The organism is Humibacillus xanthopallidus (assembly GCF_044793955.1).
GTDB lineage: Bacteria > Actinomycetota > Actinomycetes > Actinomycetales > Dermatophilaceae > Humibacillus > Humibacillus xanthopallidus_C.
The window spans coordinates 3422406-3449012 of record NZ_CP084995.1; the positions used below are offsets into that span (position 1 = coordinate 3422406).

The window sequence follows — 26607 nt, forward strand, 5'->3', positions numbered from 1 at the left end:
TCAGGCCGTGCCGGCCTTGTAGCCGACGCCGCGCACCGTCACGACGATCTCGGGGTGCTCGGGGTCGTGCTCGATCTTGGAGCGCAGGCGCTGCACGTGCACGTTGACCAGGCGCGTGTCACCGGCGTGCCGGTAGCCCCACACCTGCTCGAGCAGCACCTCGCGGGTGAAGACCTGCCACGGCTTGCGGGCGAGGGCGACGAGCAGGTCGAACTCGAGCGGCGTCAGCGACAGCGCTGCGCCGTCCCGCTTGACGGAGTGGCCGGCGACGTCGATCTCGAGGTCACCGATGGTGAGCTTCTCGGGAGCCGGCTCGTCGCCTCGGCGCAGCCGCGCCCGCACTCGCGCGATGAGCTCCTGCGGCTTGAACGGCTTGACGACGTAGTCGTCGGCGCCGGACTCGAGACCGACCACGACGTCGACGGTGTCGGTGCGGGCCGTCAGCATGACGATCGGCACGCCGCTCTCGGAGCGGATGCGCCGGCACACCTCCATGCCGTCGAGGCCGGGGAGCATGACGTCGAGCAGCACGAGGTCGGGACGCGACTCGCGGAACACGCCGACCGCCTCAGAGCCGTCGGCCACGTGCGTGACCTCGAGACCCTCGTTGCGCAGCACGATCCCCAGCATCTCGGCGAGCGCGAGGTCGTCGTCGACAACCAGTACCCGACCCTTCACGGCACACTCCTCCCCGGGAGCGCACCACCTGCGCGTCCCGTTCCTGACCACATCTTCACACAGGTATGCCGTGCGGCCTCTCTCGCGGGAGCCGCCCGGGTCACGCCGGCGCCGGGCTCACCCCTGCGAGACGTACCACTTGCCGTCGATCTTGACGGCCTTGAAGTTCGAGACGACGTCGGCGGCGAGGGCCGGGGTCGTCGTGACGCTCTCGAAGGTCGCGGTGTCGCCCTTGACGGTCGCGCCCGAGATCGTCAGGCCCTGGAAGACCCCGCCGAGCTGCTTGATCTGGTCGAGCATCGGGGTGACGGACGACGCGCACCCGTCGGCTGCGCCGGGAATCTCCGTCATCGGCTTGCCGCTGAAGGCCATGATCTCGCAGACGGCCTTGCCGTCACCGGCCACCATGGCGCCGAGCCACGAGATCATCGCGGCCTCGGGGGTCGACTGGTCGAGCGTGACCGGCGCCGCGGTGCCGGTCGTCGTCGCGGAGCCGCTGGCCGTCGTGTCGTCGGACGTTGGGCCGGTCGCCGTGGTGTCGCCGGGCGTCGTCGAGGCGGCAGCCGTCGGGAGCGATCCCGTGGGCAGCGTCGGCAGCTCCGGGGTCTTGGCGCACGCCGTGAGCGAGCCCGCGAGCAGGAGGGCGAGCGTGGCGGTCGTGAGCTTTGTCATCAGGGTCCCTGCCTTGCCGTGTCGGTGAGAGTCCCCATCGTCCCATGCCCCGCCGGAGTCGCGCCCGCGCCCGGTCACCCCACGACGACGTATGCCGCCCACCTCGCGAGGCGGACGGCATACGTCATCGTGCTGGTGTGAAGGAAGGCGCTCGGTCGATCTCAGGCCTGGGCTCAGTAGCGGTAGTGCTCCGGCTTGTACGGGCCCGCCACATCGACACCGAGGTACTCGGCCTGGCCCTTGGTCAGCTCGGTGAGCCGGACGCCGAGGGCGTCGAGGTGCAGGCGGGCGACCTTCTCGTCGAGGTGCTTCGGCAGGGTGTAGACCTGCTTGTCGTAGTCGTCCGTCTTGGTGAACAGCTCGATCTGGGCGATCGTCTGGTTGCTGAAGCTGTTGCTCATGACGAAGCTCGGGTGGCCGGTGGCGTTGCCGAGGTTCATCAGCCGGCCCTCGGAGAGCACGATGATCGAGCTGCCCGAGGCGAAGGTCCACTCGTGCACCTGCGGCTTGATCTCCGTCTTCTGGATGCCGGGGATGCGCCCCAGTCCGGCCATGTCGATCTCGTTGTCGAAGTGGCCGATGTTGGCGACGATCGCCTTGTTCTTCATCTGCGCCATGTGGTCGGCCGTGATGACGTCGTAGCAGCCCGTCGTCGTGATGAAGATGTCGGCGGCGTCGAGGACGTCCTCGAGGCGGGCGACCTGGTAGCCCTCCATCGCGGCCTGCAGCGCGCAGATCGGGTCGATCTCGGTGACGATGACGCGAGCGCCCTGGCCGCGCAGCGCCTCGGCGCACCCCTTGCCCACGTCGCCGAAGCCGGCGACGACACAGGTCTTGCCGCCGATGAGCACGTCGGTCGCGCGGTTGAGACCGTCGATGAGCGAGTGGCGGGTGCCGTAGGTGTTGTCGAACTTGCTCTTGGTCACCGCGTCGTTGACGTTGATGGCCGGGAAGAGCAGCTCGCCGGCCTCGGCCAGCTGGTAGAGGCGGTGCACACCGGTCGTGGTCTCCTCGGTGACGCCCTTGATGCCGGCGGCGACCGTCGTCCACTTCTGCGGGTCGGTCTTGAGGGTCTCGCGCACGAGGTCCTTGAAGACGCCGAACTCCTCGGAGTCCGCCTCGTCGAGCGGGGGCACCTGGCCGGCGGCCTCCCACTCCTTGCCCTTGTGAACGAGCATCGTGGCGTCGCCACCGTCGTCGAGGATCATGTTGGGACCCTCACCACCGGGCCAGGTGAGGATCTGGTCGGTGCACCACCAGTACTCCGGCAGCGTCTCGCCCTTCCAGGCGAAGACCGGCACGCCCTGGAGGTCGTCGACCGAGCCCTTCGGACCGACGACGACGGCCGCGGCGGCCTCGTCCTGGGTGGAGTAGATGTTGCACGAGGCCCAGCGCACCTCGGCGCCGAGCGCGGTGAGCGTCTCGATGAGCACGGCGGTCTGCACGGTCATGTGCAGCGAGCCGGCGATGCGTGCGCCCTTGAGCGGCTGCGAGGCGGCGTACTCCTCGCGGATGGACATCAGGCCGGGCATCTCGTGCTCGGCGAGTCGGAGCTGGTGACGGCCGGCCTCGGCGAGGCTCAGGTCGGCAACCTTGTAGTCAAAGGACATGGAGGATCTCTTCCGTTGATTGTCGGTCTGCAGACCCGGCGCGCCCCTCTGGGCTCCTCGTGGCGGGTCATCACCCACGCCGGCAGTCCCCCAGTCTAGCGGCGCAGGGCGCGACGCTCGACCGAGCGTCGAGGGTTGCCACCGGGCGGTGAGGACGCGGTCAGTGCGCGGTCAGTGCGCGGCAGCGGCCTTGTCGCCCTTGTTGCGGCGCGGGATGACGTGCATGACGGCGACGATGATCGCGCCGACGACGAGGCCGAGCAGTGCCGAGGCGAGGGTGTTGACGACCCAGGCGAGCACGCCGCCGATGCCGGCGACCCCGGCCACGGCCTCCTCGAGGTGGTGCACGACGTCGTAGAGCGCGTGCCAGCCCAGCTCGTCGATGCCGACGAGCAGGATGTGCCCACCGACCCACAGCATCGCGGCGATGCCGACCGTGGAGAGCACCGACAGCAGCTTCGGCATGCCCTTGACCAGCGCACGGCCGATCTTCTGCGCCGTGCCGGACTCACGCTGGGCGAGGTTGAGGCCGACGTCGTCCATCTTGACGATGAGCCCGACGACGCCGTAGACGAGTCCGGTGATGAGCAGTGCCACGACGATGAGGATGACGAGGCGCGAGACGAACGGCTCGGTGTCGACCTCGTTGAGGGCGATGACCATGATCTCGGCCGAGAGGATGAAGTCGGTGCGCACGGCGCCCGAGACGACGGAGTCCTCGTCGACCTCGCTGGCGTCGGTCGCCTCCACGTGGTGCCCCGAGACGAGCTCCCAGACCTTCTCGGCGCCCTCGTAGGCGAGGTAGGCGCCACCGATCATGAGGATGGGCGTCAGCAGCCACGGCACGAACTGGCTGAGCAGCATGATGACCGGGAGGATGATGAAGAGCTTGTTGCGCAACGACCCGAGGGCGATGCGCTTGATGATCGGCAGCTCGCGCTCGGGCTCGAGGCCCTGCACGTAGCGGGGCGTCACCGCGGTGTCGTCGACGACGACTCCCGTGGCCTTGACGCTCGCCCGCGCGGCAGCCGCGCCGACGTCGTCGACCGATGCCGCCGCGAGCTTCACCAAAGCCGCCACGTCGTCGAGCAGCGCTACGAGTCCTCCAGCCATGCCGACAGCCTAGGGCCCTGACAGCCCGCTCTCAGACCGCGAGGCCGAGCAACGCGTTCTCGACGACCTCGGCGAGGGCGGGGTGGATCCAGTACTGCCCCCGCGCGACGTCGTGCACCGTCTGACCGAAGCTCATCGCCTGCACGAGGGGCTGGATGAGGGTCGTCGCGTGCGGACCCATGACGTGCGCCCCGAGCAGCAGGCCGGTGGTCGGGTCGGCGAGCAGCTTGCAGACGCTCGTGGTGTCCTCCATCGCCCAGCCGTATGCCGTGTCGCCGTAGGACTGCACGAAGCCGACGTGGGCGATGCCGCGCTCCACGCACTCCTGCTCGGTGAGGCCGACCGTCGCGACCTGCGGATGGCTGAAGATGCCGGCGGGCACGTTGTCGTGCGGCAGCAGCCAGAGGTCGTCGGGGTGCACGAGGTTGTGGGCAATGGCCCGGGCCTCGGCGTTGGCCACGTGCTTGAGCTGGTGGGGCGAGCTGACATCGCCGAGGGCCCACACGCCGCGCGCGCTGGTGCGGCCCACCTCGTCGACGACGACCCGGCCGTCGTCGTGCAGCTCGATGCCGCCCGCTGCCACGCCCAGGTCGGCCGTGTTGGGCTCGCGTCCGGTGGCGACCAGCAGCAGGTCGCCGTCGAGGACCGAGGTGCCCGACTCGTCCTCGAGGTGCAGCCGCACGCCGTCCCCGTGCCGCGCGACGGCGGTCACGGTCGTGCCGGTGCGCACGTCCCACTGGTCACGGGCCAGGGCCGTGAAGCGGCTCGCGATCTCGTCGTCGAGGTGGCGCACGAGCAGCGGGCCTCGGGCGACGACACTGACGCGCACCCCGAAGGAGGCGAAGACGTGGGCCATCTCCACCCCGATGTAGCCGCCGCCGATGATGACGAGGTGCTCGGGCAGGTCGTCGATGCGCATGATCGTGTCGGAGGTGTGGAAGGGCACGCCCGAGTCACGAACGACGTCAGGGACCACCGGGTGGGCGCCCGCCGCGATGACGACCTGGTCGGCGGTGAGGCTGCGCTCCCCCGCCTCACCGAGATCGACCGTGAGCCGGCGGTCGCCGGTGAAGCGGGCGTGGCCGAGGAAGGCCGTCGTGCCCGGGCCCTCGACCCGGTAGCGCTTGCCGCCCTCGGCGATCGGGTCGATGCGCTGGAAGACACGGTCACGCACGTCGGCCCAGCGCACACCCTGCACGGTCGCGTCGACGCCATAGCGCGCGGCGTCACGGGCGCTCGCTGCGACCTCGGCGGCATACACGAACATCTTGGTCGGGATGCAGCCGACGTTGAGGCAGGTGCCGCCGAAGGTGCCCCCCTCGATGACGGCCACCCGCTTGCCCTCGAAGTCGGGCGTGACGAGCGAGTTGCCCGAGCCGGTGCCGATGATGGCGAGGTCGAAGTGCTCGGTCTGGTGGGTCTGCTCGCTCACCCCGGCAGCCTACGTGCCGCCGTGCCGGGCTCGCCCGGGCACCCAAGGCCGCCAAGGCACCCGAGGCACCGTCAGAACGGTCCGACGTCGCGGGCGCCGCGCAGCAGCCGCACGTGCGGGGACGACGACGGGTCGTAGCCCTGGCCGAGGGCGAGGTAGGTGGCGGCGAAGTCGGTGAGGGCCACGTGGTGGGCCAGGCGCAGCACGGGGTCGGTCGCCGGGGCCTCGACCAGCGAGACCCGCACGCCGGCGTCCTCGGCGACGGACACGACGGTGTCGGTGAGCCGGCGGTCGGCGCCCTCGGAGGTGTCTCGGAGCATGATGAGCCGCAGCGGCGGGCGGGTCGGGCCGTCGAGGAAGGGGTCGGCGAAGATGTCGTCGCTGGCCCCGTGGCGGCCCTCGCCACCGGCCAGCGGACCGTCGAAGCACGCCACGATCTGGCTGGCCCCGTCGGGGAGAGAACCGAAGGCGACGGGCATCCGACCGGTGCGGCCGAACATCGAGGCCGCCCGGCACGCGGTGACCGCGCCGAACGGGCCCTCGCCCAGCACGATGGGCGTCGACTCGGCGACCTCGGTCGCGAGCACCTTGGCCGGGTTGACGAACGACTCCGACGACGGGCGGCAGGCGGTCGCGCAGTCGTCGAGCACGTCGGCGACGGCGAGCAGGCTCGACCGGTCCACCGTCGCCAGACCCAGGGCGTCGGCCGCGAGCAGGGCGGGTGTCGCCTGGGCCCACATCGAGGTGCGCGAGGTCGTGTCGGGCACCGCGATGGGCACGTGCACCCCGCGAGCCCTGGCGCTCACCTCGGCGAGCGGGGAGTCCGCGGCCCCGATCGTGACGATGAAGGCACCGCGCCGGGCGGCCTCGGCCGCCATCGACAGGGCCCCGGCCGCACGACCCGACTGCGAGACGGCGATGACGACGTCCAGGGCTCCGACCCACCCCGGCAGCGGACCCGAGGCGCAGGCCTGCACCGGCAGGGCCGCTGCCGATCGCACGGCGGCGACGAAGATGTCGGCGACGGCGGCCGAGCCCCCGGCCGCGGCCACGACGACGCCCCGCGGCTCGACGTCACGCAGCCGCTCGAGGCCGGCCTCCTCGGCCGCTCGCAGGGCGATGCGCACCTGGGCTCCGGCACCTGCCAGCGCGCGCAGGGTGAGGCTGTGGTCGAGGGCCGCGATGGCGTCCTCGTCGTCGAGCCGGGCCTCGTCGAACACCGGTGCCGCGGCTCAGCCGAGCCGACGGGCCAGGTCGACGAGCAGGACGGGCACGCCCGACTCGATCGGGTAGCCGAGCCCGCAGGCGGGGCACTGCAGCTCGGTGACCCCGGACGCCGAATCGGCAGTGGCCTCTGGGGCTGCACCCGTGACGTCGGTCATCTCACCCTTGCACTGCGGGCAGCGCAGGATCTCGCGCAGCCACGGCTCGATGGTGGTCGGGGTCTGGCTCACGGTGCTTCTCCTGCGTCGGGGTCGGCGGGGGCGGGGACGGGGCCACGGTCGGCCCGGATCAGGGCGAGCAGCTCGTCACGAAGCCGCTCCATCGTCTCACGGTCGGCGGCCTCGACGTTGAGCCGCAGCAGGGGCTCGGTGTTGGAGGCGCGCACGTTGAACCACCACATCGGGTCGGTGCCCTCGGGGCACGAGATGGTGAGTCCGTCGAGCTCGTCGGTGCGGGCCGCCTGCCCGCGGGCCCAGGCCTCGATCTGCTCGATGACGGCCTGCTGGTCGGTGACCGTGGAGTTGATCTCACCCGAGGCGACGTAGCGCTCGAACCGGTCGCAGACCTGCGAGAGGGGTCGCTGCTGCTCACCGAGTGCGGCGAGCACGTGCAGCGCCGCCAGCATGCCGGTGTCGGCGAACCAGAAGTCGCGGAAGTAGTAGTGGGCCGAGTGCTCCCCACCGAAGACCGCACCGTTGCGCGCCATCTCGGCCTTGATGAAGGAGTGGCCGACGCGGGTGCGCACCGGTCGGGCGCCTGCCTCGCGCACGATCTCGGCCACCGCGGCGCTCGAGATGACGTTGTGCACGACGGCCACCTCCTCGTCTCCACCGGCCCGCGCGCGGGCGATCTCGCGGGTCGCGACGAGTCCGGTGATCGCGCTCGGGGACACCGGCTCCCCGTCGCCGTCGACGACGAAGCAGCGGTCGGCGTCGCCGTCGAAGGCGAGACCGATGTCGGCGCCGTGCTCGCGCACGGCGGCCTGCAGGTCGACGAGGTTGGCCGGGTCGAGCGGGTTGGCCTCGTGGTTGGGGAAGGTGCCGTCGAGCTCGAAGTAGAGCGGGACGATCTCGAGCGGGAGCTCGGGCAGGCCGGCCCCCGTGCCGAGCACGGCCGGCACCGTGTGACCGCCCATGCCGTTGCCCGCGTCGACGACGACCTTGAGCGGGCGGATGCCCGAGAGGTCGACCAGGCCGCGCAGGAAGGAGGCGTAGTCGGCCAGCAGGTCACGCGACTCGACGCTGCCGGAACCGTCGACCGGTGCGGCCAGGCCGGTGCCGCCGTCGAGCATCCACTGCGCGAGGTCGCGGATCTCGGCAAGGCCGGAGTCCTGCCCGACCGGGCGCGCGCCGGACCGGCAGAGCTTGATGCCGTTGTAGCGGGCCGGGTTGTGGCTGGCCGTGAACATGGCTCCGGGGAGGCCGAGCGCGCCGCTCGCGTAGTAGAGCCCGTCGGTCGAGCAGAGACCGATGAGGATGACGTCGACCCCGCGGGAGGTCACGCCGGCCGCAAAGGCCGTAGAGAGCTCGGGCGAGCTGGGCCGCATGTCGTGCCCGATGACGATGCCGGGACTGCCGTCGGGGATGGCGACGACCTCGGCGAACGCTGCACCGATGGCCTCTGCGACCTGCGGTGACAGCTGGTCGGGCACGATGCCGCGCACGTCATAGGCCTTGACGAACTCTGCAAGGGTGGGCACGGGCGCCACCCTAGCCGTCACGGCCGGCGCTGCGGACCTCAGGAGTCGCGCAGGATGCGCAGGTGGCCGCGCCGCCCGGCCTCGACGGCTCCGGACTCCGCCTCGGCCCGGGCCTGACCTCGAGCCTGACCCCGGGCCTCACCCCGCTGCGCACCGGAGTCGCGCGAGCCGGCGGCGCTCGGCGGACGCTGCGCGCGGGGGCGGCCGGCCTCGCGCACGGCATCGGCGAGCGCCAGCAGGTCGTCGGGGGCGAGGGCCGGCTCGGAGTACTCACCACCGACGCGCACGACCTCCCAGCCCCGTGGAGCCGTCATGCGCTCGGCGTGGTCGCGGCACAGGTCGTAGGTGTGCGGCTCGGCGTAGGTCGCGAGCGGACCGAGCACGACAGCCCGGTCGGCGTAGGCGTAGGTCAGCGTCGCGACCGCCGGGCGCTTGCACCCCGTCTTGGAACACCCACGTGTCAGACCCACGCCGGGGACTCTAGTCGCGTCCGGGGACGACACGGAGACACCACGCCGACACCACGCCGGTCGTGGAGGAACCGCGGAAGCCTAGAGTGAGGTCGTGAGCACGAGCACCCCGCGCCCCACCCCGGCGGTCCGGCGCCGCGACCGGCACGGACGGGGCCACCGCGGTCCCGTGGCGTGGCCACCCGTGCCCGTGATGAGGAGTCGACGCGACGCCTTCGACGACTACGTGCTCGACGCCGCCGCCCGCCTCGAGGCGACCTGCGGGCGCGCCTTCCCCGCGGTGGAGTTCGCCGTGGAGGACGTGCCTCGCGGGCCGGCCCCCTGGGACCACCGCGAGGTGCCGCTCGGCCGGCTCTTCCCGGCGACGGGATCACGACCGGCTCGCATCGTGGTCTACCGCAGGCCGGTCGAGACCCGCGTCAGCGACCGTCGTGATGTGGCTGCCCTCGTCGCCGACATCGTCACCGAGCAGGTGGCGGGGCTGCTCGGGGTCTCACCCGAAGAGCTCGACCCGGGCTTCGGGGACTAGGGCGTTTCTGCTGGCGGATTCGTCCGGTGTCCGACGACGGCGGCATGGCTCGTTCTGGCGTGGTCCTGATGGGTCGTGGGACGTCGTTCTGTGGACTCTGCCGGGCAGCCGGTGCGCAATGGGAGGATGCGGCTCGACTTTGAGACGAAGGCATCGCCGGCGCAGGTGCGTCGCGCGTTGACCGACTTCTCGGAGCGTCGCCTGCAGATCTGGCATCGCACTCTGGACCCCAAGACCTACGAGGTGCGCGACCGCGGGGACACGTGGGCGGTGGCCAAGGAAAGCAGCCCCGGATCGCCGTTCTGGGTGGTCATGCGCTACGACTGGTCCGATCCCGACGTCGTGAGGTGGACCGTCACCGAGAGCAGCTACGGCGGCGGCGGGCAGGGCTTCGCGCGCGTGACGCCCTGGTTGGAGGCGGCAGCCGTGTCCAGGCCGAATGGGTCAACAACGGGGCTCGGTGGACCCAGAGGCCCCTGCTGTTCGTCATTCATCTAGGCCCGATGGCTCGGGTTCTCAAGCGCCTGTGGAAGTCCGCACTCGACACGTACTCCAGCCAGGACACCGCCTGGCACAACCACACGGGCGACGAGCAAGACCCACCACAAGCGCGTTGAGTGCCTCGGTCCGTCCAACGGCCAGTCCCAGCGCGTGGCGTGCCGTGCAACCAGGTCCTGACCCCGGAAGGACACTGCCCTCAGAGGGGTGTCTTGCTCGCCGACCGCAGCTCGTCGCTCAGCTGCCGACCTGGCGCACCGGCACCGACAGGGAGGTGACGGGGGCCGTCGTGAGCGGCACCGCGGCCACCTGGGGCACGCCCGCATCGGCACCGACGACCGACACGGCCGCTCGCACGTCACCACCCCGGGTCGCCACCCAGACGCGGTCGGCGCGGCCCAGGTCGACGACGGCCGTCGAGTCGGGCTTGACGGTGACCGGGACGGTGCGCCGCTCGGTGCCCGTCGCGATCTGGACCTCGACGCTGCCACCCTGCGCACCGGCGGAGAGCAGCAACCGCTGCGCGCTGGCATCCAGGGCGGGGAGCGTGGCGCCGGCCACCCCACGGATCGCCGCCGTGGCCGGCAACCAGGCGAAGTCACCCATCTGGTCTGCCGTGGTGGCCCGCCGCTCGGTCCAGGCCGCGGCCGTCACCGGGCGGTCGGAGCTCAGGCGCAGTCCGTAGGCGCCGGCGGGCAGGGCCAGGGGAACGTCGGTGGTGGCGCCCGGTGGCACGCGGACGGCACGCAGCTCGGCGGGTTGGCTCGGGCCCTGCTCCGTCAGCACCGTCACCTGCACGAGCGCCTCCCCCACCGTGGTGGGGTTGACGAGCCGTAGGGAGGTCGTGGCCGCCACGTCGAGGCCGGCCAGCACTTGCGTGGCGGCCGGGGCTGCTGCCGGCACCGAGTCGTCGATGCCCCGTGCGGTCGCACCGTCGATCCACTGGTCGGACAGCACGGCGGAGACGACGCCGCCCGTCGCGGTGACGTGCACGGCCGGCGCCGGCTCATCGGGTGCCAGTGCGTCGAGCGAGACCACCGCGCGCTCGCGGGGCGGGATGGAGACGCTGCGGCCCTCTGCTGCCGCCACGGGACCGCCGCGACCGAAGACGTCGAAGGACACGGTCACCGCATTGGCGCCAGGGTTGGTCACCACGATGCGCTCGGTGCGCGAGGCCCCCGGTCCACCGCCGACGAGCCACGCGTCGGCCGCCGGCAGGCCACAGGGGGTGATGGCCAGGCCTCGGTCGTCGTCGCCGGTGTGTCGCCAAACCTGGGTGGCCACGAGTCCGGGCGCCAGCGCTCCCGTCGCGCGCGCGACGACCGGCGCGGTGGTGGTGACCCCGGCTGCCACGAGACCGTCCACCGTCGCGCCGGTGGCGACGACGGCGCCGTTGCCTCCACTCTCGAGGTCGACCTGACCCGCTCCCGGAGGAGGGGTCACCCCTGCGCCGCGCAGCGCGGCGGCCGGAGCCGCCGACGCACCGAGGCGCACGTCGCCGCGGACGTCACGCAGCCCGGCGGCCCCGAGGCGCTGCTGCCCCGGACACGCGAGGACGGCCTCGTCGACGAGCACTCTCGAGACCTGCGGCAGCCCCGCCTGGTCGCGTGACGGCGCGAGCTCGATCGTGCCGGGCACGCGGGCCGCGCCGACCGCGATGCCCGCTGCGACGACGGCGAGGGCGGTGACGCGCACCGCACGCCCGACCCTGCTCATGCCCGCCTCCTCGAGCGTCGGTTGCCGAAGGGCAGCGCCATGAAGACCACGAAGGCGAGCAGGGCAGCCTGTCCGAGACGCCACCAGGGGTCGGCCGCGGCGAGGTCGACCCGCAGGGAGCCGCCTGCGGCTGGCACGGCATACGTCGGCTGGTCGGTGCCCGCGACGGGAGCGAGCACCTGCCCGTCGAGCGTCACGACCGCGTGGTCGGCCCACTGCGCGGGCTCGGCGACGACGAGACGGCGCCCGTCGGCACCGGGCGGCAGCACGGTGTCGATCGCGGCATGGGGGCCGACCGTCGGCACGACGTCGAGCTGGGCGCCGGCGGCGTCGACGAGCCGGGCACGCGTCGGGGCGGTCGCGGCGGGGGCGCCGGCGGCCGCGGGCAGCGGCTGCACCTTCCAGAGGATGCCCTGCTCGCTGGATCCGAGGCGGCTGAGTCCCTCGGCGGAGTCGAGGCGACGGGTCAGCGTCGAGTCGGAGCGGTCTGACACCTGCACGAAGCCGATGCCGAGGCGGGCGAGCGACGACGCGTCGAGGGATTCGGCGCCCCGCCCCCCGACGAGCTCGGCGACGGCCGCCACGAGGGGGTCGTCGTCGGCGTCGGGCTGACGGTCGAGGTCGCGCAGCAGCTCACCCGGCTCCTGCCCGGCGAGGACGAAGTCGACGACCTCGGGAGAGGGCCTGAGCAGCAGCAGGCGGCCCGCAAGCGGACCGGATCCCTGCTCGACGGCCACGGCCGGCAGGGTCGCCTCACCGACGCTCAGGGTGTCGCTCGCGCCACGGGCGGCCCAGACGGCCGCGCCCGAGACGACGGCGGCGACGAGCACGGCGACGACGGTGACGGCGGCGGCGAAGGACCAGCGCCGCCGGGGGCCGCGGAGGGCGGCGAGCACGGGCGCGCTGCCGGCGAGCACCCCGACGAGCAGCCCGGCGAGCCACAGCTCGAGACCCACGCCGGCCCAGAGGTGGGCCGGCTCCGACACCCCGACGCCCGTCTCGGCCGAGCCGAGCACGACCCGGCCCGCGGCGAAGGCGGCCGCCAGCCCGACGAGCGCGAGCACGGCGCCGGCCACGAGACCGAGGGCCGCGGCACGGCTCCGGGAGCGGACGGCATACCCGGCGAGGCCGAGCACGACGACGGGCACCAGCAGCCACGTCGTCGTCGTGGCTGCCCCGGGCTGCGTCAGCAGCAGGGGCCAGGTGCCCGGTCCCTCACCGGTGGCGAGCAGGCCGGGGCCCGAGAGCAGCAGCCGCCAGTCGTCGACGAAACGCGCGACCCACGGACCGAGCAGGCCGACGGGCACGAGGAGCAGCACGAGCGCGCGCCCCCGCGCCATGCCGGGGCCGACGACGAGGAGCACGAGCGCGGCGAGGAGCACGACGACGAGCAGAGGCGGCACGAAGGCACCGAGCACGGCCGCAGCGAGGGCGGTGGCGAAGGTGGCGGTCCATGTGCCGTCGCGGCGGGCCGCCAGGGTGAGGCCGGCGAGCACGAGGGGCAGCAGGACGTGGCCGACGGCGAGCGTGAGGCGACCGTCGGCGGTCGCGGCGGTGACGACGGCACTCGTGCCCCAGGCCAGTGCCGCGATGCCACGAGCAACCCGGGACGAGGTCACCACCCGACCAGCGAGGTATGCGGTCCAGGCCGACAGCGCCGGGGCGAGCAGCAGCAGCCAGGCGACGGTGACCCCGGCGCTCGAGCGGCTGTCGTCGAGCGCGGGGAGGCGCTCGGCGACCCAGGTGAGGCCTGCGAGCACGGCGAGGTGCGGGCCGGACTCGACGCCGGTGCCGAGCCCGGCTCCGTGCCAGGCGTCGCGGAACGCGTTCCACAGGCCGGAGGCGTCGGTCGTCACCGGCCGCAGCTCCCCACCGGCCAGGCCGGTGTGGGACGCGGAGAGGGCTCCCGCGCCGAGGGCGGTGCGCCAGGCGATCGCGGTGGTCACGAGCACGGTGCCGACCGCGAGCACGCCGGGATGGCCGAGGATGCGGCGCGCGAGCGACACGGGAAGGGCCCCGAGCGCCTCGGACTCGTCGGTGGCCGGCCCCGTCTCGGTGGTGGGGGCAGCCTGTCGAAGCTCGGGGCGCCGGTCGGGCACCACCGAGTCGTGGATGCGGTCGAGGGCGGTGCGCGCAGAGGCGCCCGGGGGCACGAAGAGGGTGCCGAGGTCGCCGCGCCCCAGCCGCCGCGACCGCCGGCCCCGCCACCGGGCCCCGGTGGTGGCGAACGGGTGCAAAAGGGCGGTGACGTCAGCCAGCTCGCGCCAGGCGAGGCGGGGACGCTTGGCGAGGAGCAGCGTCAGGGCGAGCAGGACGGACGACACCGCGAGCCACCCGGCGAGGAAGGGCGCAGCAAGAGGTGAGCAGCGGGCCAGCGCGACCTGACGCAGGGCGCGCCGCTCTGCCCGCTCGGCGGAGCGCGCTGCGGCATGCTCGGCGGGCGGCGCGTCGCCCGACCCGAGGCGGGTGCCTGCGTCGCGGACGACCGCTCCCGGCACGACGACGACCCGGTGGCCGGCGAGCTGCGTGCGCCAGCCGAGGTCGAGGGCGGCGCCGTGCTCGAGGAAGCTGCGGTCGAAGCCGCCGACGTCGTGCCAGACCGAACGGCGCACGAGCATGCCGTCGGTGCTGACGGCGAGCACGTCCTCGCGTCCGTCGTACTGCCCCTGGTCGGCCTCGCCGACCGCCGGGGTGGCGAGTCGGCGCCCCGTGTGGGTGACCTGGATGCCGAGCTCGACGAGGCGACGCGGGTCGTCCCAGGCGACGACTTTGGGACCTGCGATGCCGACGGACCGTGATCCGAGACCGGGGGCGAGCAGGCGCGCCAGCGTCGACGGGGTCGCCGCGGCGCCCTCGTGCAGCACCCACACCCAGGCGTCGGCCGGGTCGCCGTCGAGGGGCAGCGCCTCGATGCCGCGTGCGACGGCGGTGCCGAGCGGCACGTCCTCGTCGATGCGCACGACCTCGAGGGACGGAGCGACGCGGCGCACGCCCTGGTGGGCTCGCGCGATCGCCACCGACGTGTCGGTGCTCGCGACGTCGACGACGACGACGCGCGTCGGCGGCACCTGCTGGGCCGCTATCGCGTCGAGACACTGCGGGAGCCAGTCGGCGCCGTCGCGCACAACGAGCACCGCGTCGACCGTGGCGGCAGCGGGACGTCCGGTGGAGGGGAGGACGGACGTGGCTGCCGCCCCCGCGCCTGCGGGGGTGGTCATGACACGGGTGAGCTCGGCTGGCACGGGTCTACCATCGCCCCGGACCGCGACGGTCCGGGGCACGACACGCTCAGACCGCGCGCTTCTTCAGCTTGCGACGCTCCCGCTCGGACAGCCCGCCCCAGATGCCGAATCTCTCGTCGTTGGAGAGGGCGTACTCGAGGCACTCGGCTCGCACCTCGCATCCGACGCAGACCTTCTTGGCCTCGCGGGTCGAACCGCCCTTCTCGGGGAAGAACGCCTCTGGATCCGTCTGCGCGCAGAGCGAACGCTCCTGCCAGGAGAGCTCACCCTCCTCCGCACCCGTCTCCGGTATGACTACCAACAGCTCGTGCATGACCCCTCCTCGACCCTGACTTCTCCATGTGTGTCAGCACTTGCCGCATCCCTCGGCATCGTTCCCCCGAGTGGGAGCGAACCGGCCACCTGCACCGACCAGCACCACCACGGAACCGACCCCGACGAATACAACAATGAAATTACATGCGTGTCATACGCCTCACGTCAAGCCCGAAGGTGATATTCGCTCACTTCTCGAGAGCCCTGGCGACGTGGGCCGCCCGCCGTGCTGAGAGGATCGGCGCATGCGCATCACCGCCCTGGCCGGAGGTGTGGGCGGCGCCCGCTTCCTCCGTGGACTGCTCCGCCACCTCGAGCACCGCTCCGCGACCGCTCCCAGCGACGCACCTACCCGGATCACCGTCGTGGGCAACACGGGCGATGACATCACCCTCTTCGGACTGCGCGTGTGCCCCGACATCGACACAATCCTCTACACCCTCGGGGGTGGCGTGCACGAGGGCCAGGGCTGGGGGCGCGCTGACGAGACCCGTTCTGTCGCAGACGAACTCGCGGCCCTCGGCGCCACGCCGCAGTGGTTCACCTTGGGCGACAAGGACTTTGCGACGCACGTCTACCGCTCGCAGCTGCTCGGACGCGGTATGCCGCTCAGCGAGGTCGTCGCGCGCCTCTCCTCCCGCTGGGGCCTGCCCGAGCTCGGAGTCACGCTGCTGCCCATGACCGACACCCCGGTCGAGACGCACGTCGTCGTCGAGGAGGACGGCGAGCAGCGCGCCATCCACTTCCAGGAGTGGTGGGTCCGCCACCAGGCCGCGCTGCCGGTCGACCGCTTCGTCGTCGCCGGTCTCGACCAGGCCACGGCCGCCCCCGGGGTGCTCGAGGCGATCCGTGAGGCCGACGTCGTCCTGCTGCCCCCGAGCAACCCGGTCGTGTCGATCGGCATCATCCTGGGCGTGCCGGGGGTGCGCGACGCACTGCGCGGCACCCGGGCGCCGGTCGTCGGCGTCTCCCCTCTCGTCGGAGGCCGCCCGGTCCGGGGCCACGCCGACGCCTGCCTGCGGGCGATCGGCGTCGAGGAGACCAGCGCCGGGGTCGCGGGCCTCTACGAGGACTTCCTCGACGGCTGGCTCGTCGACGAGCACGACCCCATGCAGGGCCGCCGGCCGTCGACTCGCTCGCGCCTCGAGGTCGAGCACCGGCCGCTGCTCATGAGCTCGGTCGATGCCGCCGCCGACCTCGCCGGCGCCGCGCTCGACCTCGGGCTCCGGTTGCGTGCTGACCGCGCGGGCCGGGTCACTGCGTGAACGGCACCGTCACGCTCACCCCGCTCCACGGCATACCAGAGGTGTGCCCCGGCGACGACCTCGCCGACCTGCTCGACGCCGGTCTGCGTGCGTCCGGCCTCACCCTGCTCGACGGTGACGTCGTCGTGGTCTCGAGCAAGGTGGCGAGCAAGGCACTCGGGCTCGTGACCGATGACGTCGACAGGGAGCGCGTCGTCGCCGGGGAGACCGACCGCGTCGTGGCCGAGCGCCGCGCCGGCGACCGGCTGACCCGCATCGTCAAGGCCAAGGCGGGCCCGGTGATGGCTGCGGCCGGCGTCGACGGGAGCAACACCGGGGAGCGCGGGGGGCTGCTGCTGCTCCCCCACGACCCCGACCAGGTCTGCGAGCAGCTCCACGACGCCCTCACCCGACGGCACGGGGTGAGGCTCGGGGTCGTGCTCAGCGACACGGCCGGACGGCCCTGGCGGGTGGGGCAGGTCGACTTCGCCCTCGGGGCGCACGGGCTGCACGTGCTCGACGACCTGCGCGGTGGCGTCGACGCCGACGGGCGCGACCTCTCGGTGACCGCGCGCGCCCTCGCCGATGAGATCGCGGCCGCCGCCGACCTCGTCAAGGGCAAGGTCCTCGGCGTGCCTGCGGCTGTCGTGCGCGGCCTCACCGACGTCGTCGTCGACGACGTGGCACGGGAGGTGACAGGCGAGGCCCCTGACGGGGCTGCGGACGAGGCGGCTGCTGAGGCGGCAGGCGCGGCGACCGACCGGCGAGGCACACCCCCCGGCGCCCGCGACCTCGTGCGGACCGGCCGGGACGACTGGTTCGGCCACGGCCGGGTCGAGGCCGTGCGAGCAGCCCTCGGGGCCCCGCCCGGCAGCGACCTCGCCCTCGAGGTCGGCATCCCACCCGTCGGCCCGGAGACCCGGGCCGAGGCCGTCGCCCGCGCCGTGCGGCTGGCCCTGGCGCTCGACGACGAAGCGACGGCAGACGTCGGAGAGGCGTCCGTGACGCTCGGGGCCGACTCCCCCTACGAGCTGGGGCGCCTCGTCGCGCGGCTGCAGGCCGCCCTGTGGTGCGACGGGCTCGCGGGTGATCCGGCGGTGCCGGCGGCCGACGGCTGCTCCGTCGTCGTGCAGGTCACCCAGGTCGGCCCCGTCGGCTAGGTCAGCCAGGTCAGCCAGGTCAGCGAGGCCGCGCTCACCCGACGGTGAAGACGACCTTGCCGAACACGTCGCCGTCGACCATGCGGGCGAAGCCGTCACGCGCCTCGGCGAGGGGCCGCACCGAGTCGATGACCGGCTCGATGCCGGCCTGCACGACCAGCCGGGCCAGCTGGGCCAGCTCCTGCTGCGAGCCCATCGTCGACCCGACGACCCGCAGCTGCTTGAAGAAGATCTTCGTCAGCTCGGCCTTGGCGGGAGCGTCACCCGACGTGGCGCCGGAGATGACGATCGTGCCACCGGGCCGCAGGGCGTTGACCGAGTGCGACCACGTGGCCGCGCCGACCGTCTCCATGACGGCGTCGACACGGTCGGGCAGCCGCTCCCCCGAGGCAAACACCCGGTCGGCCCCGATCTCGAGCGCGCGGGCACCCTTGGCCTCGTCGCGTGCGGTCGCCCACATCCGGTAGCCCGCCGCTGCACCGAGCTGGATGAGCGCCGTCGCGACGCCGCCCCCCGCGCCCTGCACGAGCACCGTGCCGCCGGGCTGCACACCGGAGTTGCTGAAGAGCATCCGGTATGCCGTTAGCCACGCCGTCGAGAGGCACGCCGCGGTCTCCCACGACATCGACTCGGGCTTGGGCACGAGGTTGGTCGAGGGCACGACGACCTGCTCGGCGAGCGTGCCGTCGTGCAGCTCGGACAGCAGGGTCCGGCGGGGGTCGAGGGTCTCCTCGCCGCGCCAGCCGTCCGACGCGACGACAGCATGCACGATGACCTCGTTGCCTGCCTCGTCGACGCCGGCGCCGTCACAGCCGAGCACCATGGGCAGCCGGTCCGCCGGCAGGCCCACGCCCCGGAGCGACCACACGTCGTGGTGGTTGAGGGCGGCCGCCCGCAGCCGCACGACCGTCCAGCCCTCGCGGGCCCGCGGGTCGGGGCGCTCCCCGACGACGAGACCCGACAGCGGGTCGGAGGCGGACTGGGAGGCGGCGTAGGCAGCGAGCATTCCAGCACCATAGTGACCGGGCACCGGTGGAGCGCCCGATAGGGTCCGTGGCGTGACTGACCCCACCCGTGTCCACGACGTGCCCGACGCCGACGCCGCCGACCTCCGGGGCCGGGGCCGGGGGCTCGATGCGCAGTCGGTCGGCCTCGTCGCGGTCTTCACCGCGCTGCTCATCGCCGCCGCCGTCGTGCCGGGCATCCCCGTCGGTCCGCTCGGCGTGCCGATCACGCTGCAGACCCTCGCCGTCATGCTCACCGGTCTCGTGCTCGGGCCCGGCCGTGCCACGGCAGCCGTGCTGCTCTACCTGCTCATCGGCTTCGTCGGGCTGCCCGTCTTCAGCCGGGGCCAGTCCGGGCTGCAGGTGCTCGCCGGACCCACGGCCGGCTACCTCGTGTCGTTCGCCGTCGCCGCCCTCGTGCTCGGGCTCGCGAGCCGGTCGGTGCTGCGGCGCTCCCGGCGTGCCTGGTGGGCGCCGCTCTTCTTCGTCGCGACGCTCCTGACGACCCTGCTCGTCATCCACCCCCTCGGCATCGCCGGGCTCATGATCAACGCCAAGCTGTCGTTCTCGGCCGCCCTCGCCGTCGACCTGCCCTTCCTGCCCGGTGACGTCCTCAAGGGCCTCGTGGCGGCCGTGGCCGCGGCGGCGGTGCACCGGGCCTTCCCCGACGTGCTCGTGCGGAGGGTCACGCGCCGCTGATGCCCGCCGAGCCGCATACCGCCGAGCCGGGCCGGCCCCGCCCGGAGGTCGTGCTCGCCGGTGCGACGGTCTCGGTGCCGCTCGACGCGGGCGCGGGCCGGCGCACGCTGCTCGGACCGCTCGACCTCACGCTGCGCGAGGCGCGCATCACCGTGATCGGCGCCAACGGGTCGGGCAAGTCGACCCTCCTGCGGCTGCTCAACGGCCTCGTGCTGCCCACGAGCGGGTCGGTGCGCGTCGAGGGCCTCGACACGGCGCGACACGGCGCCGACGTGCGCCGCCGGGTGGCCTTCGCCTTCACCGACCCGATCGCCCAGCTCGTCATGCCGACGGGCCGTGAGGACGTCGAGCTGTCGCTGCGGCGCGTCCACCGGTCACGCTCCGAGCGGCGGCGGGCCGCCGAGGTCGTCCTCGAGCGTTTCGGGCTCACGGCGCTGGCCGACCGCTCCGTCCACGAGCTGTCCGGGGGCGAGCGCCAGCTCATGGCGCTCGCCGTCGTGCTGGCCACCGAGCCGCGCCTCCTCGTGCTCGACGAGCCCACCACCCTGCTCGACCTGCGCAACACCATCGCGATGCGACGCCTGGTCGCCACGCTGCCCCAGTCCGTCGTGACGGCGACCCACGATCTCGAACTCGCGCTCGACGCCGACCGCACCCTCGTCATCGAGGACGGCTCCGTCGTGTTCGACGGCGCGCCGGCTGTGGCCGTGGAGCACTACCGCCGGTCGGTGAGCGCGTCGTGAGGGACCCGGGCCTGTTCACCTCGCACGTCGTCGGCGACTCGTGGCTGCACCGGACTCCCTTCGGGGCCAAGCTCATCGGGGTCATCGTCATCGGCCTGCTGCCGTGGTGGGTGCGCACTCCCCTGCCTCTCGCCGTGGTCCTCGCCGCCCTCCTCGTCGTGGCCGCCACGGCTCGCGTGCCGCTGTCGCGGCTGCTCCGGTCGCTCCGTGCCCTCGCGCCGGTGCTCGTCGTGCTCGGGGCCTTCCAGTGGTGGGCGGTGGGTCCGGCGTATGCCGCTCGCGTCGTCCTCGGCATCGCCACCGCCTTCGTCGCGGCGGGACTGCTCACGGCGACGACGCCGGTCACGACGATGCTCGACGCCGTCGTGCACGGCGCCCGACCGGTCTCGCGCTGGGTCGACCCCGAGGTCGTCGCCCTCACCCTGGCGGTAGTCCTGCGCTCGGTGCCGTGGGTGGCCGGCGCCTTCGGCGTGGTGCGCGACTCCGCGCGGGCCCGGGGCCTCGAGCGCAACCCCCGCGCCCTGGTCGTGCCGACCGTCCTGCAGGTCGTCGCCTACGGCCGAGCGACCGGTGAGGCGCTGGCGGCACGCGGCCTCACCGATCCCGCCCAGCACCCCTGACGCCTCAGCCCACCCACGTCGAGTGCCCACTTCTCGACATGCCCCAACGCCGGCACCGGGCCGGACACCCCGTCAGGAAGTGAGCCCTCGACCAGCAGCGCGAGTCGAGTGCCCACTTCTCGACGTGCGCCAGCGCCGGCGAAGGGCAGGACTCCCTGTCCGGAAGTGAGCCCTCGACCAGCAGCGCGAGTCGAGTGCCCACTTCTCGACATGCCCCAACGCCGGTGCCGGGCAGGACTCCCTGTCCGGAAGTGAGCACTCGACCAGCAGCGTGAGTCGAGTGCCCACTTCTCGACGTGGCCCAACGCCGGCGAAGGGCCGGACACCCCGTCAGGAAGTGAGCACTCGAGCTTCAGCGGGGGGCGTGGCGCGCCACCGCGGCCGCGACGGCGGGTGCCACGCGCTCGTCGAAGACGCTCGGCACGATCTGCTCGGCGGTCGGGTGCGGGGTGAGGCTCGCGATGGCGTGCGCCGCCGCGAGCTTCATCTCCTCCGTGATGGCGCGAGCGCCCGAGTCGAGGGCCCCCCGGAAGATGCCGGGGAAGGCGAGCACGTTGTTGATCTGGTTGGGGAAGTCGGAGCGTCCCGTCGCCACCACCTCGGCGAAGCGCCGCGCCACGGAGGGGTGCACCTCGGGGTCGGGGTTGGCGAGCGCGAAGATGATCGCCCGCGGTGCCATCCTCATGAGGTCACGCTCTGCGACGGTGCCACCGGAGACCCCGATGAGCACGTCGGCGCCCTCGAGAGCCTCTCCGATCGTGCCGGTGACGCCCCCGGAGTTGGTGTCACGCACGAGGTCGGCCTTGTGCACCGGCAGTCCGGCCTCGTCGGCACGGTCCGGGCCGAGCACCCCGCGGGAGTCGGTGACGATGACATCGCCCACGCCTGCCGCGAGCAGGATGCTCGTCACGGCGACGCCCGCCGCGCCCGCCCCTGCCACGACGACGGTGAGCTCGCCCAGCCTCTTCTCGACGACCCGCACGGCGCCCAGCAGGGCGGCCAGGGCCACAATGGCGGTCCCGTGCTGGTCGTCGTGGAAGACCGGGATGGTGAGCCGCTCCTTGAGCCGGCGCTCGATCTCGAAGCACCGCGGGGCCGAGATGTCTTCGAGGTTGATGCCGCCGTAGGTCGGTGCGATGCGCACGACGGCCTCGACGATCTCCTCGACGGTGCCGGTCTCCATGCACACCGGCACGGCGTCGACGTCGGCGAAGTGCTTGAAGAGCACCGCCTTGCCTTCCATGACCGGCATCGCCGCCAGCGGCCCGACGGCTCCCAGACCGAGCACGGCGGTGCCGTCGCTGACGACGGCGACGGTGTTGCGGCGGCTCGTGTAGACGTCGGCCAGGGACGGGTCGACGGCGATCGCGCGGGAGACGTCGGCGACCCCGGGCGTGTAGAGCAGGGAGAGGTCGGCTGCGTCGCGCAGCTCCGACGTGGCGTGCACCGCGAGCTTGCCGCCCTCGTGCACGACGAAGACCGGGTCGCGTGGGTCGAAGAGCTGATGGGTGGGCAACGCACTCATGGCTGGAACACCTCGTTCGCGTGACGGAGAAGGGCAGGCGCCCTGACTGGTGGAACCATGCCGGGGTCATGCCTGCAAGGTCGTTCTCGCGTAACGGGGGTTGCCCGAGCGGCCATCGTCGCACGGGGCCGGTGCTGGCTCAAGGCATTTCGGAGTGACCGGCGTCTCAGGTGGGAGGTTGGTCGCTGTGGTGAGGGGCGACGTCGAGCACGCGCAACAGGGCATCGACGACGCGTGGGTCGTACTCGTAGCCGAGACCGAGGTAGATCCGCTCGAGGGCGGCGTCGCGGGAGCGGCGGCCCCGGGCCCCCCGGTTGAGGTCCTCGTAGGCGTTGACGACCTTGATGATGCGGCTCGTCAGCGGGATCTCCTCTCCGAGCTCACGCACCTGCCGGTAGGGCGTCGTCTGGTGCTCGAGGATGCGGGCGACCCCCTCGAGGACACCGGTCTCGCGCACGATCGCGACGGTGTCGGCCTCGATGCGCCGCTGGTCGGCCGGCGCGGCCAGCACGGTGGCGCCGCCGGGGATCGGCTCGACGAGGGCCACCTGGCCGATGTCGTGCAGCAGGGCGGCATACTCCAGGTCGAGCATCTCGCGCTCCGGCAGCGCGAGCTCCCGCCCGACGCGCAGCGAGAGGTCGGCGACGCGCTCGGAGTGCCCGGCAGGTGTGTAGCCCGCGGCATCCGTGAGGCGTGACAGGGTGCGGATGCTCTGGAGGTAGGTCGCCCGGATGCTGACGTAGCGCCGGAAGGCGAAGAGCGTGAGCACGAGAGGCACGAGGAAGAGCGGCAGGGCCGCGATGCCGAGCGTGGGGGCCGCGAGCGCGATGAGCACGCCGGTGACGGCGACCGGCGTCGACAGCGCCACCGACGACACGAGCTCCTCGGCGACGAGGCGTCGCAGGCCTGCGCCTGCGGAGAGCCGACGCAGCGCCGCCGTGAGGGCCACGTCGGCGAACAGGCCGACGGCCGCGATCGCCAGCATGGTGATGGCGTCGCGCCACGGCGGCTGCCCCGAGTCGATGACCGTCGAGCCGGGTGCCTGCCCGAGGTGGACGGTGCGGTAGAGCAGCGCCACGACGACGACGGCGACCAGGCGCCCCGTCACCTCGACGAAGCTGACACCGTGGCGGGCCGCGAGCCGCGCCCCGACCCCGACGGCCGTTGCCACCGCGGTCACGCCGATCACGACGGCCGCCGCGTAGGTGATGGGCTGGCTCCCGGGCACCTCGACGATGAAGCAGAGCCCGAAGGCGCTGGCGGTCGCGAGCGGCGCCGCTCCGCGCAGTCCGGGCGCCGAGATCTGGAGCCACTCGCCGAGGGCGATGGTGAGTGCGGACGCGGCGAGCAGGCCGAGGCTCGCGCCGCTCCCCCACCCCGGGAAGTCCCCGGCCGCCTGCGCGGCGACGATGCTGACCACGAGGATCACGACCCCAAGGACGAGGGCGACCATCTCGGAACGCGTGCTGCGGCTCATGTCCGATCCCCTGCCACGATGACCGCCGCTGCGGGCCCGTGCTTGTCGAGGGCTGCACTGAGCGCCATCAGCACGGCCGGGTCGAAGCGGCCCTCGTCGTGCGAGAGCGTGGCCACGACCCTGCCGCGCGACAGGGGCTCGTGACCACCGCGACCGACGATGTCCTCGAACGCCGTGACGACGGCCAGCACTCGCGCGACCACCGGGATCGCCTGGCCGGAGAGGCCGTCGGGCGAGCCGCGGCCGTCGAAGCGCTCCCCCTGGTGGCGGATGCCCGACCGGGCGGGCTCGAGGAAGTCGATGCCCTCGATCATCCGCGCCCCGAGCACGCAGTGGCGGTCGACGACCCGACGCTCGGCGGCGCTGAGCGAGCTCCGTGGCCGCCGCAGCAGTCGCGTCGGCACGCCGAGGTGACCGATCTCGTGCAGCATCGCCGCATAGCGCACGGTGCCGATCTGGCTGGGCCCGAGTCCCATCTCCTCGGCGACCCACTCGGCGAGCCGGGCGACGCGCAGGCTCCGGTCCGCGGCAGTGGGGTCCTTGGTGGCGAGCGCCGTGACAAGCGTGTCCACCGTCCGCTCGTGCGAGCGCAGCTCGTCACCGAACTGGATGAAGGCCCACCGCGCGGCCAGCAGCGGAGCGAGGATGAGGACGGCGCTGAACGGCCCCAGGTCTGCCGGGAACCACAGGATGACGAAGAGGAAGCCGATGGCGCCGTAGCCTACGTAGGCCACGCCCGAGCTGACGAGCACCCTGCGCAGGAAGACGAGGAACGGCACACCCTGGAAGAGGTGGATGACCCCAGAGAGCAGCAGCGCGTTGGTGATGCACTGCACGACGTCCGCAATGAGCAGCGGGAGGCCGAGCTGGGTCGCGATGTCGGTCAGACCAGAGAGCGAGCCGAGGTCCTCGGACCCGCGTGACCAGGCATAGGCCCACCCGCCGGCGACCCCGACGATCGCTGTCATTGCAGCGTTGAAGACCCGCTGGAACCAGCGCATTTTGGGGTCGCGGTCGATGACGACCGAGATGAGACCCACGCACCACGCGCCGAAGGGCCCGAGGATCGCCCCCGACGCGAGCAGGATGATCGACAGGAACGAGAAGCCGATGCGCGAGGTGACGGTCGGCTCGCGCAGCTGGAAGCTGAGGATGCCCATCGCCGAGAGCAGCAGCAGGGGCGCGAGGTCGGGCCGCCGCCCCCACTGCCAGGACAGCGCCCCCAGCACCACGGCGGCCACGACGACGGCGGCGATGTAGGCAGGCAGCCAGCGCGACGGCGTCGGCTGCACGGGGCGAGTGGTCACAGGCTATTGAAGCGCGGGCACGCCGATGTCCCGCAAGCCTCGGCCGGAGGGACGAGGGCGCACGGGACGTGGTGGTCCGAGAAGGGCGGGGCGTCGGGGTCTCAGGTGCCCCACGTCCACGTGTTCGCAAGGAAGGCGAGCACGTGGGTGGTGAAGCCACCATCTCCGAGGGCCGACAGCAGGGCGCTGAACATGGGGTCTCCTAACGACGACTTGCGTCCTGACCGTGCACACGGAGAAGGATCCGTGCCACTCGCAGCACGGACGCAAGGGGGGGTCTAGGGCCTCAGCCTGCCAAACCCTCAGCCACGAATCGCCCCCTGACCCCCTCGACCGGGCACTTCTATACCAAGATTTTAAGGTTGACCCCCGAGATTCGGCGTGCGCCGCCGGATGTGGGACCATAGGCCTTTGACCGCAGCACCCGACGAAAAGAGCCGACGATGAGCAAGCGCGCCCGCAAGCGCCGCTCGCGCAAGGGCAACGCCGCCAACCACGGCCGCAAGCCCAACGCGTGAGCTCCTGACACTCCAAAGGCCCGCCTCCGGAAACGGGGCGGGCCTTCGTGTGTCCGGCGACGGTCGGGCCGGTCAGCCGGAGAGTGCGTCGGTGCTGTGCTCAGAAACCGTCGACGCGGATCACGGTCATCGAGATGCGCGACATGATCGTCGTTCGCAAGGTGTCGGGGGCCTGCTCGCACTCGCAGGACCGCTTGACGAGCGCCTTGAGGGTGGTGTCGAGGTCGTACTCCTTGAGGCACGGACCGCACTCGTCGAGGTGCGCCTGGATCTTGGCGCACTCGTCGGGTCCGAGCTCACCGTCGAGGTACTCGTAGACCCGCAGGAGCGCTTCCGAGCAGTCGGCGCCCGAGGTGCTGCGCGTCGCGCCCTCGCTCGTCTCGTCGATCATGACCGCTGTCCTTCCGTGCCCGCTCCACCTGCGCTGCCGGCCGCCACGAAGCCGCGCTGCGCGGCATAGTCCGCGAGCAGCTCGCGGAGCTGGCGTCGACCGCGGTGGAGACGACTCATCACCGTGCCGATGGGGGTGTCCATGATCTCGGCGATCTCCTTGTAGGAGTAGCCCTCGACGTCAGCGAAGTAGACGGCGAGACGGAACTCCTCGGGGATCTGCTGCAGCGCCCGCTTGACGTCGCTGTCGGGCAGGTGGTCGAGCGCCTCGGCCTCGGCCGAGCGCAGCCCCGCGCTCGTGTGCGACTCGGCACGCGCCAGCTGGTAGTCCTCGATGTCGGAGGAGTCGGCCTCGAGCGGCTGGCGCTGCTTCTTGCGGTAGCTGTTGATGTAGGTGTTGGTGAGGATGCGATACATCCACGCCTTGAGGTTGGTGCCGGGGCGGTACTGGTGGAACGCCGCGAAGGCCTTGGCGAAGGTCTCCTGGACGAGGTCCTCGGCATCGCTCGGGTTGCGCGTCGTGCGCAGGGCCGCGCTGTAGAGCTGGTCGAGCAGCGGCATCGCCTCGCGCTCGAAGCGGGCGCGGCGCTCGACGTCGGTCTCGGTCGCGAGATCGACGTTGGCGTCGTCCGGCATGCCCGACGACGTCGGCCGCACGGCGGCAGTGGGGTCTGGGGTCTTGTCCTTGGCCATCGCCCCCCAGCCTAGTCCGGCTGTCTGGG

At 72.6% G+C, this 26607-nt stretch carries 26 protein-coding genes; 8 read left to right on the top strand and 18 right to left on the bottom strand.

Going from position 1 to position 26607, the window contains the following annotated elements; genetic code table 11:
- The 9 genes from mtrA to LG278_RS15385 all read right to left on the bottom strand — a co-directional run bounded on the left by mtrA (position 1) and on the right by LG278_RS15385 (position 8898).
- On the bottom strand, positions 1 to 678 hold the full coding sequence (gene mtrA, locus LG278_RS15345; RefSeq protein WP_404388202.1) for an MtrAB system response regulator MtrA: 678 nt from the start codon (positions 676 to 678) through the stop codon (positions 1 to 3).
- 117 nt (positions 679 to 795) lie between these two features.
- Positions 796 to 1350: a hypothetical protein gene (locus tag LG278_RS15350; RefSeq protein ID WP_404388203.1), complete on the bottom strand. Its 555-nt coding sequence runs from the start codon at positions 1348 to 1350 to the stop codon at positions 796 to 798.
- Between the two features lie 173 nt (positions 1351 to 1523).
- Positions 1524 to 2960 carry an adenosylhomocysteinase gene (gene ahcY, locus LG278_RS15355; protein WP_404388205.1) on the bottom strand — a complete coding sequence of 479 codons (1437 nt, stop codon included), beginning with the start codon at positions 2958 to 2960 and terminating at the stop codon, positions 1524 to 1526.
- Between the two features lie 171 nt (positions 2961 to 3131).
- Positions 3132 to 4073: a DUF808 domain-containing protein gene (locus LG278_RS15360; protein WP_404388207.1), complete on the bottom strand. Its 942-nt coding sequence runs from the start codon at positions 4071 to 4073 to the stop codon at positions 3132 to 3134.
- A 31-nt stretch (positions 4074 to 4104) separates the two neighbouring features.
- On the bottom strand, positions 4105 to 5505 hold the full coding sequence (locus tag LG278_RS15365) for a mycothione reductase (RefSeq protein WP_404388209.1): 1401 nt from the start codon (positions 5503 to 5505) through the stop codon (positions 4105 to 4107).
- A 71-nt stretch (positions 5506 to 5576) separates the two neighbouring features.
- Complete coding sequence (locus LG278_RS15370; protein ID WP_404388211.1) at positions 5577 to 6725, bottom strand: SIS domain-containing protein; 1149 nt, start codon at positions 6723 to 6725, stop codon at positions 5577 to 5579.
- Between the two features lie 12 nt (positions 6726 to 6737).
- Positions 6738 to 6959, bottom strand: coding sequence for a Trm112 family protein (locus LG278_RS15375; RefSeq protein WP_404388213.1), 222 nt, complete (start codon positions 6957 to 6959; stop codon positions 6738 to 6740).
- Positions 6956 to 8428, bottom strand: coding sequence for a phosphomannomutase/phosphoglucomutase (locus LG278_RS15380; RefSeq protein WP_404388215.1), 1473 nt, complete (start codon positions 8426 to 8428; stop codon positions 6956 to 6958). Before LG278_RS15380 ends, LG278_RS15375 begins: the two co-directional genes overlap by 4 nt.
- Positions 8429 to 8466: 38 nt before the next feature.
- Positions 8467 to 8898 carry a DUF3499 domain-containing protein gene (locus LG278_RS15385; RefSeq protein ID WP_404388217.1) on the bottom strand — a complete coding sequence of 144 codons (432 nt, stop codon included), beginning with the start codon at positions 8896 to 8898 and terminating at the stop codon, positions 8467 to 8469.
- 94 nt (positions 8899 to 8992) lie between these two features.
- Between LG278_RS15385 and LG278_RS15390 the strand changes: the two genes are divergently transcribed.
- Both LG278_RS15390 and LG278_RS15395 read left to right on the top strand, forming a co-directional pair.
- Complete coding sequence (locus tag LG278_RS15390) at positions 8993 to 9427, top strand: metallopeptidase family protein (protein WP_404388218.1); 435 nt, start codon at positions 8993 to 8995, stop codon at positions 9425 to 9427.
- A 126-nt stretch (positions 9428 to 9553) separates the two neighbouring features.
- Positions 9554 to 9925, top strand: coding sequence for a hypothetical protein (locus tag LG278_RS15395; protein WP_404388220.1), 372 nt, complete (start codon positions 9554 to 9556; stop codon positions 9923 to 9925).
- Positions 9926 to 10162: 237 nt separating this feature from the next.
- On the opposite strand, the gene LG278_RS15400 is transcribed toward LG278_RS15395, so the two are convergent.
- From LG278_RS15400 to LG278_RS15410, 3 genes are all read right to left on the bottom strand, one after another.
- Entirely contained in the window at positions 10163 to 11641 is a 1479-nt protein-coding gene (locus LG278_RS15400; RefSeq protein ID WP_404388222.1) for a DUF5719 family protein, read from the bottom strand.
- A complete protein-coding gene (locus LG278_RS15405) occupies positions 11638 to 14859 on the bottom strand; it encodes a glycosyltransferase family 2 protein (RefSeq protein WP_404388223.1) in 3222 nt (1073 codons plus the stop codon). Before LG278_RS15405 ends, LG278_RS15400 begins: the two co-directional genes overlap by 4 nt.
- 70 nt (positions 14860 to 14929) lie before the next feature.
- Complete coding sequence (locus LG278_RS15410; protein WP_404388225.1) at positions 14930 to 15196, bottom strand: WhiB family transcriptional regulator; 267 nt, start codon at positions 15194 to 15196, stop codon at positions 14930 to 14932.
- Between the two features lie 247 nt (positions 15197 to 15443).
- Here LG278_RS15410 and cofD point away from each other — a divergent pair, with 247 nt between their 5' ends.
- Together cofD and LG278_RS15420 are read left to right on the top strand one after the other, a co-directional pair.
- Positions 15444 to 16463 (top strand): 2-phospho-L-lactate transferase, encoded by a 1020-nt coding sequence (cofD, locus tag LG278_RS15415; protein ID WP_404388226.1) that lies wholly within the window; start codon positions 15444 to 15446, stop codon positions 16461 to 16463.
- Positions 16460 to 17602 (top strand): coenzyme F420-0:L-glutamate ligase, encoded by a 1143-nt coding sequence (locus LG278_RS15420; protein WP_404388228.1) that lies wholly within the window; start codon positions 16460 to 16462, stop codon positions 17600 to 17602. Before cofD ends, LG278_RS15420 begins: the two co-directional genes overlap by 4 nt.
- A 34-nt stretch (positions 17603 to 17636) precedes the next feature.
- On the opposite strand, the gene LG278_RS15425 is transcribed toward LG278_RS15420, so the two are convergent.
- Positions 17637 to 18608 carry a zinc-binding dehydrogenase gene (locus LG278_RS15425; protein ID WP_404388229.1) on the bottom strand — a complete coding sequence of 324 codons (972 nt, stop codon included), beginning with the start codon at positions 18606 to 18608 and terminating at the stop codon, positions 17637 to 17639.
- A gap of 52 nt (positions 18609 to 18660) precedes the next feature.
- On the opposite strand from LG278_RS15425, the gene LG278_RS15430 reads away from it, so the two are divergent.
- From LG278_RS15430 to LG278_RS15440, 3 genes are read left to right on the top strand one after another with little or no spacing between them, the layout of a single operon-like run.
- Positions 18661 to 19305: a biotin transporter BioY gene (locus tag LG278_RS15430; protein WP_404388230.1), complete on the top strand. Its 645-nt coding sequence runs from the start codon at positions 18661 to 18663 to the stop codon at positions 19303 to 19305.
- The gene (locus tag LG278_RS15435; protein WP_404388231.1) at positions 19305 to 20048 is read left to right on the top strand and encodes an energy-coupling factor ABC transporter ATP-binding protein; all 744 of its coding nucleotides are present in this window, start codon (positions 19305 to 19307) and stop codon (positions 20046 to 20048) included. The genes LG278_RS15430 and LG278_RS15435 overlap by 1 nt, the downstream gene beginning before the upstream one ends.
- Positions 20045 to 20668 (top strand): energy-coupling factor transporter transmembrane component T family protein, encoded by a 624-nt coding sequence (locus LG278_RS15440; protein WP_404388232.1) that lies wholly within the window; start codon positions 20045 to 20047, stop codon positions 20666 to 20668. Before LG278_RS15435 ends, LG278_RS15440 begins: the two co-directional genes overlap by 4 nt.
- Before the next feature lie 352 nt (positions 20669 to 21020).
- On the opposite strand, the gene LG278_RS15445 is transcribed toward LG278_RS15440, so the two are convergent.
- From LG278_RS15445 to LG278_RS15455, 3 genes are all read right to left on the bottom strand, one after another.
- A complete protein-coding gene (locus LG278_RS15445) occupies positions 21021 to 22193 on the bottom strand; it encodes an NADP-dependent malic enzyme (protein WP_404388233.1) in 1173 nt (390 codons plus the stop codon).
- A 166-nt stretch (positions 22194 to 22359) separates the two neighbouring features.
- Positions 22360 to 23670: an HD-GYP domain-containing protein gene (locus LG278_RS15450; protein WP_404388234.1), complete on the bottom strand. Its 1311-nt coding sequence runs from the start codon at positions 23668 to 23670 to the stop codon at positions 22360 to 22362.
- Complete coding sequence (locus tag LG278_RS15455; RefSeq protein ID WP_404388236.1) at positions 23667 to 24977, bottom strand: HD-GYP domain-containing protein; 1311 nt, start codon at positions 24975 to 24977, stop codon at positions 23667 to 23669. The genes LG278_RS15450 and LG278_RS15455 overlap by 4 nt, the downstream gene beginning before the upstream one ends.
- Positions 24978 to 25420: 443 nt before the next feature.
- Here LG278_RS15455 and LG278_RS15460 point away from each other — a divergent pair, with 443 nt between their 5' ends.
- A complete protein-coding gene (locus LG278_RS15460; protein ID WP_369791897.1) occupies positions 25421 to 25495 on the top strand; it encodes a 50S ribosomal protein bL37 in 75 nt (24 codons plus the stop codon).
- Between the two features lie 100 nt (positions 25496 to 25595).
- Here the strand turns inward: LG278_RS15460 and rsrA are convergent, their stop codons facing one another.
- Both rsrA and LG278_RS15470 read right to left on the bottom strand, forming a co-directional pair.
- The gene (gene rsrA, locus LG278_RS15465) at positions 25596 to 25886 is read right to left on the bottom strand and encodes a mycothiol system anti-sigma-R factor (RefSeq protein WP_404388237.1); all 291 of its coding nucleotides are present in this window, start codon (positions 25884 to 25886) and stop codon (positions 25596 to 25598) included.
- Positions 25883 to 26578 carry a sigma-70 family RNA polymerase sigma factor gene (locus tag LG278_RS15470; RefSeq protein WP_404388238.1) on the bottom strand — a complete coding sequence of 232 codons (696 nt, stop codon included), beginning with the start codon at positions 26576 to 26578 and terminating at the stop codon, positions 25883 to 25885. The genes rsrA and LG278_RS15470 overlap by 4 nt, the downstream gene beginning before the upstream one ends.
- Positions 26579 to 26607: the final 29 nt, after the last annotated feature.